Annotated in this window: 5 protein-coding genes; 3 read left to right on the forward strand and 2 right to left on the reverse strand. The window is 40.8% G+C overall.

Annotation, left to right across the window (positions count from 1 at the left end):
• Positions 1–7: 7 nt before the first annotated feature.
• The 3 genes from thiL to BCG07_RS01365 are packed head-to-tail and all read left to right on the forward strand — an operon-like array spanning position 8 to position 4587.
• Positions 8–982 carry a thiamine-phosphate kinase gene (gene thiL / locus BCG07_RS01355; protein WP_006794266.1) on the forward strand — a complete coding sequence of 325 codons (975 nt, stop codon included), beginning with the start codon at positions 8–10 and terminating at the stop codon, positions 980–982.
• Positions 979–1464 carry a phosphatidylglycerophosphatase A family protein gene (locus BCG07_RS01360; protein WP_006794265.1) on the forward strand — a complete coding sequence of 162 codons (486 nt, stop codon included), beginning with the start codon at positions 979–981 and terminating at the stop codon, positions 1462–1464. Before thiL ends, BCG07_RS01360 begins: the two co-directional genes overlap by 4 nt.
• Before the next feature lie 36 nt (positions 1465–1500).
• The gene (locus tag BCG07_RS01365; RefSeq protein ID WP_243531508.1) at positions 1501–4587 is read left to right on the forward strand and encodes a ligand-binding sensor domain-containing diguanylate cyclase; all 3087 of its coding nucleotides are present in this window, start codon (positions 1501–1503) and stop codon (positions 4585–4587) included.
• Between the two features lie 41 nt (positions 4588–4628).
• Here BCG07_RS01365 and BCG07_RS01370 read toward each other — a convergent pair whose 3' ends face one another.
• Entirely contained in the window at positions 4629–6740 is a 2112-nt protein-coding gene (locus BCG07_RS01370; protein WP_243533722.1) for an NHL repeat-containing protein, read from the reverse strand.
• Positions 6741–6939: 199 nt separating this feature from the next.
• On the reverse strand, positions 6940–7304 hold a 365-nt coding region (locus BCG07_RS01375; RefSeq protein WP_286888201.1), incomplete at its 5' end, for a transketolase C-terminal domain-containing protein.

Genomic DNA, 7304 nt, shown 5'->3' on the forward strand with positions numbered 1-7304 from the left:
TTTGTGTATGAAGGAATTTGAATTAATTAACCGCTACTTTAAAGGTCGCGGTATTTCTCGTCGTGATGTTAACCTAGGTATAGGGGATGATTGCGCGCTTGTCACTGTTCCACAAAACTGCCAACTTGCAGTCACAACCGATACTCTGGTTGAAGGCGTGCACTTTTTTGAAGATATTTCTCCTCGCGCATTGGGGCATAGAGCGCTTGCTGTTAATTTAAGTGATTTAGCTGCAATGGGTGCTGAACCTACGTGGGTATCTGTTGCACTAACGTTACCGACAATAGATTCTCAGTGGATTGCAGAATTTACTGAAGGCATGCATGAAATTGCAGAATACTTCAATGTACAAATTATTGGTGGCGATACCACTCAAGGGCCACTTACCATTACTATTTGTGCAAAAGGTACCGTGCCGGAAGGTAAGGCACTTCGTAGAAGTGGTGCAAAAGTAGGTGATTGGATTTATGTTACGGGTCCTTTAGGGGACGCGGGTCTTGCTATTGAAGCACGGAAGCAAGGTATTAATATAGATCCTACGCATTTAGAATACTTAAACAATCGATTTGACTACCCAACACCGCGCGTTGCTGCGGGTCAGGTCATCCGTGGGCTTGCAACGTCAGCTATTGACGTATCAGATGGATTACTTGCCGATTTAACACATATTCTTGAAATGTCCCAAGTAAATGCAGAGATTAATGTTGAGAGTATTCCTACATCAGAGGCAATGAAAGCAAGCTTAGATTTTAATAAGCAATTACCGTTTATTCTTAGCTACGGCGATGACTATGAATTAATTTTTACTGTTCCCGATAACAATAAAGGTATGCTTGATTTAAAGCTAAGCCAATATGGTGTGGATATTACCTGTATTGGGCAGATAAAAAGTGGTAACGGTAAGATTGAGCTTTTACAAAATGGTGAAATGTTTAACTTCGAGCAACAGGGCTTTGAGCATTTTACAAAGGAGCAGGTTTGAATAAGAACCGATTATTTAACTTAAAACGCCCACACCAGTTTTTTGGTTTAGGGTTTGGTACTGGCCTTGCACCAAAAGCGCCGGGTACATTTGGCACATTTGCAGCATTGCCATTTATATTTATAACAATGCATTATCCAATCTGGTTACAAATAGTATTTGCAGTTGTGATCAGTGTATTTGGTATTTGGGCATGCGGTAAAACAGCTGATGATCTGGGTGTGCATGACCATCCTGCTATTGTGTGGGATGAAGTCGCTGGTTACTACATTACCATGATAGGTGCAGCATTAAATTGGCAAACTTTATTAGTTGGCTTTTTACTTTTTCGCTTTTTTGATATTGCAAAACCAGGCCCGATTCGTATGTTAGACAAACGCGTACATGGTGGCTTTGGGATTATGGCGGATGACGTGTTAGCGGGTATTTTTTCATTGATTTGTTTGCAAGCGTTAATAAAAGCAGGTTTACTACCCTTTTAGTGTTTATATTTGATTAGTTTAACTAGGTGGCAGCGTATGATGCGATTTTTACTGGTGTGTGTACTGATGTTGTGCGCAATGCCAAGTGGGGCTTCAATTACTGACTATGTTGTTAAACAATGGAATATTAAAGACGGCTTACCGTCACAATCATTAAAAAGCGTAGTGCAAGATCAGCAAGGCTACACTTGGCTAGGCACACAGTTTGGTTTGAGCCGTTTTGATGGCACTACGTTCACAAACTACAATACCCAAAATAGCGCTTTTTTACCAAGCAATGGCATTAATAAGCTTTTAATCGATTCGAATGGATTACTTTGGGTTGGTACTAGAAGTGGTTTAGTGGTTATTAATCCAGCGACCTTTGCAGCGCAGGCATTTAACATTAAAGGCCCTGTAAGAGATATTCTAGAAGACTCCAAAGGGGGCACTTGGATAGCCGCAAACGGGTTATATTACGTTGGTCGTGGTCAAGTTAACTTACGCGGTCAATCTAAAGCCATTTTACCAACGGCTAATGCAACCGTTATAACTCAAATAGTGGGTTCAGTGAGCCAAATGGCGCTTTCGCCAGAAGGTATTTGGCTTGTAAACGATCGTCACTTGTTACGCTTAACTAAAAACTCCTCCGATTTTGCCAAACTGCGTTTAGAGCTTACTGCTAAAATATCGTTACCCGAGCGTTTAGCTCAAACGATCGTTCATGATCTTGCATTTTTAAATGGGAATTTATATTTAGCTTCAGAGCTAGGCGCTTACTTTTTAGATTTAGACGACGAGTTAAGGCCCTTTCCATTACCCAACGCGAATAACTCTGCTGTGTATAAATTTATGAGTGATAGCGATGGTGGTTTATGGATTTCTACTTATGGGCGCTTGTTATTCAGAGATAAATCTAGCCAATGGCAATGGGTTGAACCGAGCCAGCTAGATCAAAGTATTTGGTTTGCTGATATTTTTAGAGATGATAAAAATAATATTTGGTTAGCAAGCTTCAGTGAAGGGTTGTGGCTTGCTCACGAAGGGCGAGTAGAAAGGCACGCTGCTGTTTCACAAATGACTGAAGCGGTTATGGCGCTGAGCCAAGCTCCAGATGGTAAATTATGGGTCGCTAATAAAAGTGGTGTTGGTTATTTTGACTTGAATAAAAGTTATATTAACTTAATTCCAAGTAGTCAGTATGGGCGTGCCTCAGTACACGATTTACAGTTTGATGGAGAGCGCGTATACATCGCCACAGGGCGAGGTTTGTTCGTATACGAAGACGATAAACTCTTTAGTGTGCCTGGGCGTGCACTGCGTGATAATCCCGTTTTTGCTATAAGTCGCTCTAGTAAAGGCGGGTTTTGGATTGGCACCGGCCGTGGGCTCTACAGGCTCAACTTTGCAGGTTTAACTCCCTTTGCTTATAACGCCTTTTTAGGCAGTAAATTTATAACTTATGTACTAGACAAAGGAAACTTTGGTGTCATAGGTACCAGTAAAGGTGCGTATTACTTTACTGATCGCGGTATCGAAAAGGTCGGGGATCAAACTTCACTTGAAAGTGCTTATATTACAAGTGTTTTGCATATTGATGGCGTGGGTATTTTAATAGGCTCGCTTAATGATGGATTATTTTACCGAAGCACGCAGGGCCAATGGCGACAGCTTGATGCCGCAAATGGGTTACCGTATGGCTCTATATTTAGCTTGGAGTACGACGAAAAATTAAATAACGTGTGGGTGAGCACCATGAAAGGTGTTTACAGAATGCCAGCGGAGCAGTTCAAAACAAACATAGAAAGTTTAAAAGTAGAAGAGGTGATCTCATCATTCGATCGCCAGCTTGACGGCAAAGCAAACCAATGTTGTAGCGGTTTAGGTCATGATGCAGTTGTCAATATGGGCAACTCGATGTGGTATCCGAGCCTACAAGGTGTTGTTGAGATACCTAAAAATGTAGAGCTATTTGGGGTGCTGTCGTTAAAACCAACTATTGAAACAATTACAACTCCTGAGCGAAATTTAACAACGGCTGCGCTAGGTAAAAAGCCGACTTTAGAAACTGACGAGCGAGACATAACACTAACCTATACGGCGATAGACTATTATGCGCCAAACAGTATTGAGTTTAGGTATCAGTTAAGTGGTTTGGACAATGATTGGCGTTATGCAAACACGCGCCGCGAGGCTATTTATACCAACTTACCAGCTGGGGCATTTTTATTTCAGTTAGAGGCAAAACGCCAAGGTGAAGATTGGTCAAAGGCGCAATACGTAGAATATGGGTTTATTGTGCCAGAGCGGTTTGATGAAACAATTTACTTTAGGTTACTGATCACCAGTGGCTTTATTTTACTTCTTTACTTAGTATTTTGGGTGCTTAAAGCGCAAGAACGCAGAAAACAAGAAGTGCTTGAAGGTTTAATTACAGAGCGTACGTTAGAGCTTCGACAAGCGAATGATAAGCTTGGGCAAGTTAACTCACAACTTAAACTTGTAAGCCACTCCGATGAGCTTACAGGCTTGCGTAGCCGTCGTTTCTTGTTTGATCAATTACCAAAAGATATTGAGCATTTTCAACGTAATTCACAGTCATTACAGGCCCAAGGGAAATCACTTGTACTGGTTATTATTAATTTAGATAACTTTAGCCGTATAAATGATGCCTTTGGTCCAATTGCTGGTGACAGCTGTTTGCAGCAAATGGCTGCGCTATTAAACTCGCGTACGCAGGGCTCTGACTATGTAGCGCGCTGGAGTGGCGATGAGTTTTTATTACTTTTACGTGATTTTAAGTGCAATAAAATAGACAGTTACTCTTCAGAGCTTTGTAAAGCGATTGCAGAGTACTCTTTCCAATTACCTAACGGAAATATGACAAATATAACAGCCTCAATTGGTTGGTCTTTCTACCCATTACCGTTACTTGGTGGGCAAGTAATTAGTTGGGAAACCTCTATTAATTTAGCTGATATTTCGCTTCATCAAGTTAAAAAACGCGGTGGAGACGGTGTAGCGCATATTACTTTCGACGAGCAGCTAGATGCATTTGAGTTTGAACAAAACTCTAATGTAGAGCAGCAACTGGGTATGCTACAGAGAAATGGTTTGGCCGATATAAAAGTGTGGATGCGATAATACCTGACCAAAGTGATTGGTCAGGTATGGTGAGGTTAACGCTATTGATTAAGCCAAGCTGGTAATATTGCGACTGACTCAGGTGCCGTAAATGCAGTGCTTGCATCGGCGCTAATATCACCGCCGGCAATACTTAAAATATTGTTAAAACGCATAACTACATTATTTGATTTTTCAGCTACGTATAAATCTGTCCCGGTATACATAATATCGACAGGATTACCCAGTAGGGTATTTGGACCGCTAATTGTGGTGCTGATATTTACCAACCCCGATGCCATTGCCACGTTATTTAATACATATATTTTTCCATCATCAGCAACAGCGGCGCTACCGACATCAGAGAGAATTAACGAGCCACTTAGCGAATCGTAGTCTATGCCATGTATATTAGTTGGCGCTTCTACTGCGGTTCCAGCATTTGCAGGTGTTATAAGTCTGTCTTCAACAGCAATATTTGCATTTCCGGCCATAAGCTTGCTTTTGACTTCGTCGAATACAGCAACGGTGCCATTTGTGAGTGCGACAAAAGCACGGTCAGTGTTTGCATCGTAATCAACATCCCAAGGACGCGCACCGTTAGCAAAAGTAAGGGTCATTAATGGGCTTGCATCTCCTGTGGTACACGTTGAAAATATTGAGATACTTGGTGTATCTGCATTATTTTCTGCAACTAAAATCATACCGCTATCAGAAGCTACATCAAGACCTTTAGGAGATATAAGGCCTGTATTTGCCCCTGTAATAACACTGTCTTGGTTTGTATTATACGTTTGCCCATCTCTGTTCATTGCCACTTTATTTGAAATGACAATACCGCCAATAGAAGTTGTACTGTTATCGAACGTTGTATAGCTATTACCCGCTTTATCAAAAGTTACACTCTCGATAGTTTGACCCGCATTATAGTTGCCAATTTCAGTGTTAAGTTGAGAGCTTAATCGACTAATTTGCCCAGTTGTTTCACCTGTAGTACCCGGGTTACTGCTAACGGCAACTCCTAAAAGCGCCACATTAGCGGTATCGCTATCTGAAATGTCAGCCATTACATTTTGCATACCCACTTTAGTAATTGACTCAGGTTTAATAGTTGAAGTGATTAAGTCAGGAGTAATATCGCCGCTTTCACCTGAAAAAATATTGCTAAATACAAGAACAGCATCATTTGATTTTTCGGCTACACGCAAATCACTCCCTTCAAGGCTAATATCAACCGGGTTACCAAGCATTGTTGCTGGTCCGGCAATACTGCGTGCAACGCTCACTAAGCCATCTGCGGTTGATGCATTATTGATTACAAATAACGAACCATCGGTTGCATCTGATGCACTGCCTACATCAGATAAAACAAGTTTATTCGTATTTGAGTCATAAACAATACCATGAATATTTACAGATATTTGCAAACCATCATTATTGCTAGGGGTAATTGTACGACTTGGCATAGCGGCAAATTCACCACCAACAAAATTATCGTAAACGGCTACATCACCATTTGTAAGTGCTACATAAAGACGGTCATTTGTTTCATCATAATCAACATCCCACGGTGCAGCTTCTGTGATGGTTGTGCCTAAAGGGGCTGCGTTACCCGCTGCTGTAGCGCCAAAAGTCGTTACCTGCATCGCGCCAAAGTCAGCAATAAAAATAAGGCCACTTTTTTGTGCTACGGCAATTCCTTTAGGGTTTACGAGCGTAGTGTTAGCACCTGTTATTTCGCGATCAGTATTTGCATCATAGCTGCTGCCATCAGCACGGTTAGCAAGCTGACAGATAGTTTTAATACTGCCACTTTCGCTGTCGCTTGCTTGTAATAAATTACCTAAGCTATCAAAAGCGACGCCTTCGTTAGCTGTTGTGTTAAAAGTTTTTAATTTAGAAGCACTTTGGTCAATTAAATCAATGGTACCCGTGTTGGTTTTTCCATTGTTTGCCAAAATAAATGTGGCTGATGCAAAGCCTGGGTTGCCATTTGTTCCATCAGTACCATTTTGTCCGTCGATGCCTGCAATACCATCTACGCCGTTTTTACCATCGTCTGAGCTACAGCCTGTAATGCCGATTAATACTGCAAGTGTTAACGCTGAAAAACTAAGCGTATGTTTCAATGTGTTTTTTTGTGCTGTATGAGTTGTTAAATTAGCTTTATTCATCATTTTTACCTTCTAAATATTCCATTAAATTTAGGTAAATAAAGGGCTTGCTTATAAAGCACAGACTAAGCAGCACTGATTATTTACATGTTAACCTCACAGCAATAACGGCTTAAAAGTTAAATTGGATGCAAAAAATAATGCTAAAAACGAAAAAGGAGCCAACAGGCTCCTTTTTATAAACAGTTAAAATAATTAACTAAGCAGTAAATGACCTTATTGAACTTAAAATACCTTGCTCGCCTAAGCCCATTTCATTGTGCATTTCGTCTTGCGTGCCGTGCTTAATAAACTCATCAGGAATACCTAAGTTAAGTATTTTAACATTGGCCTGCTGGCTAGCTAAGTATTCGTTAACCGCAGAGCCTGCACCACCGGCAATGGCATTATCTTCAAGTGTAACAATTACATCATGATTTTTAATAATGTCGTTTAACAGTGAAGTATCAAGCGGCTTTATAAAGCGCATGTTAACAAGCGTTGCATTAAGTTCATTTGCAGCAAGTTGTGCGTTTTCAAGCAATGTACCAAATGACAAAATGGCAATCTTTGAACCTTCTTTTA

It is taken from the genome of Pseudoalteromonas sp. ESRF-bin5 (assembly GCF_002632075.1).
Taxonomy (GTDB): Bacteria; Pseudomonadota; Gammaproteobacteria; order Enterobacterales; family Alteromonadaceae; genus Pseudoalteromonas; species Pseudoalteromonas marina.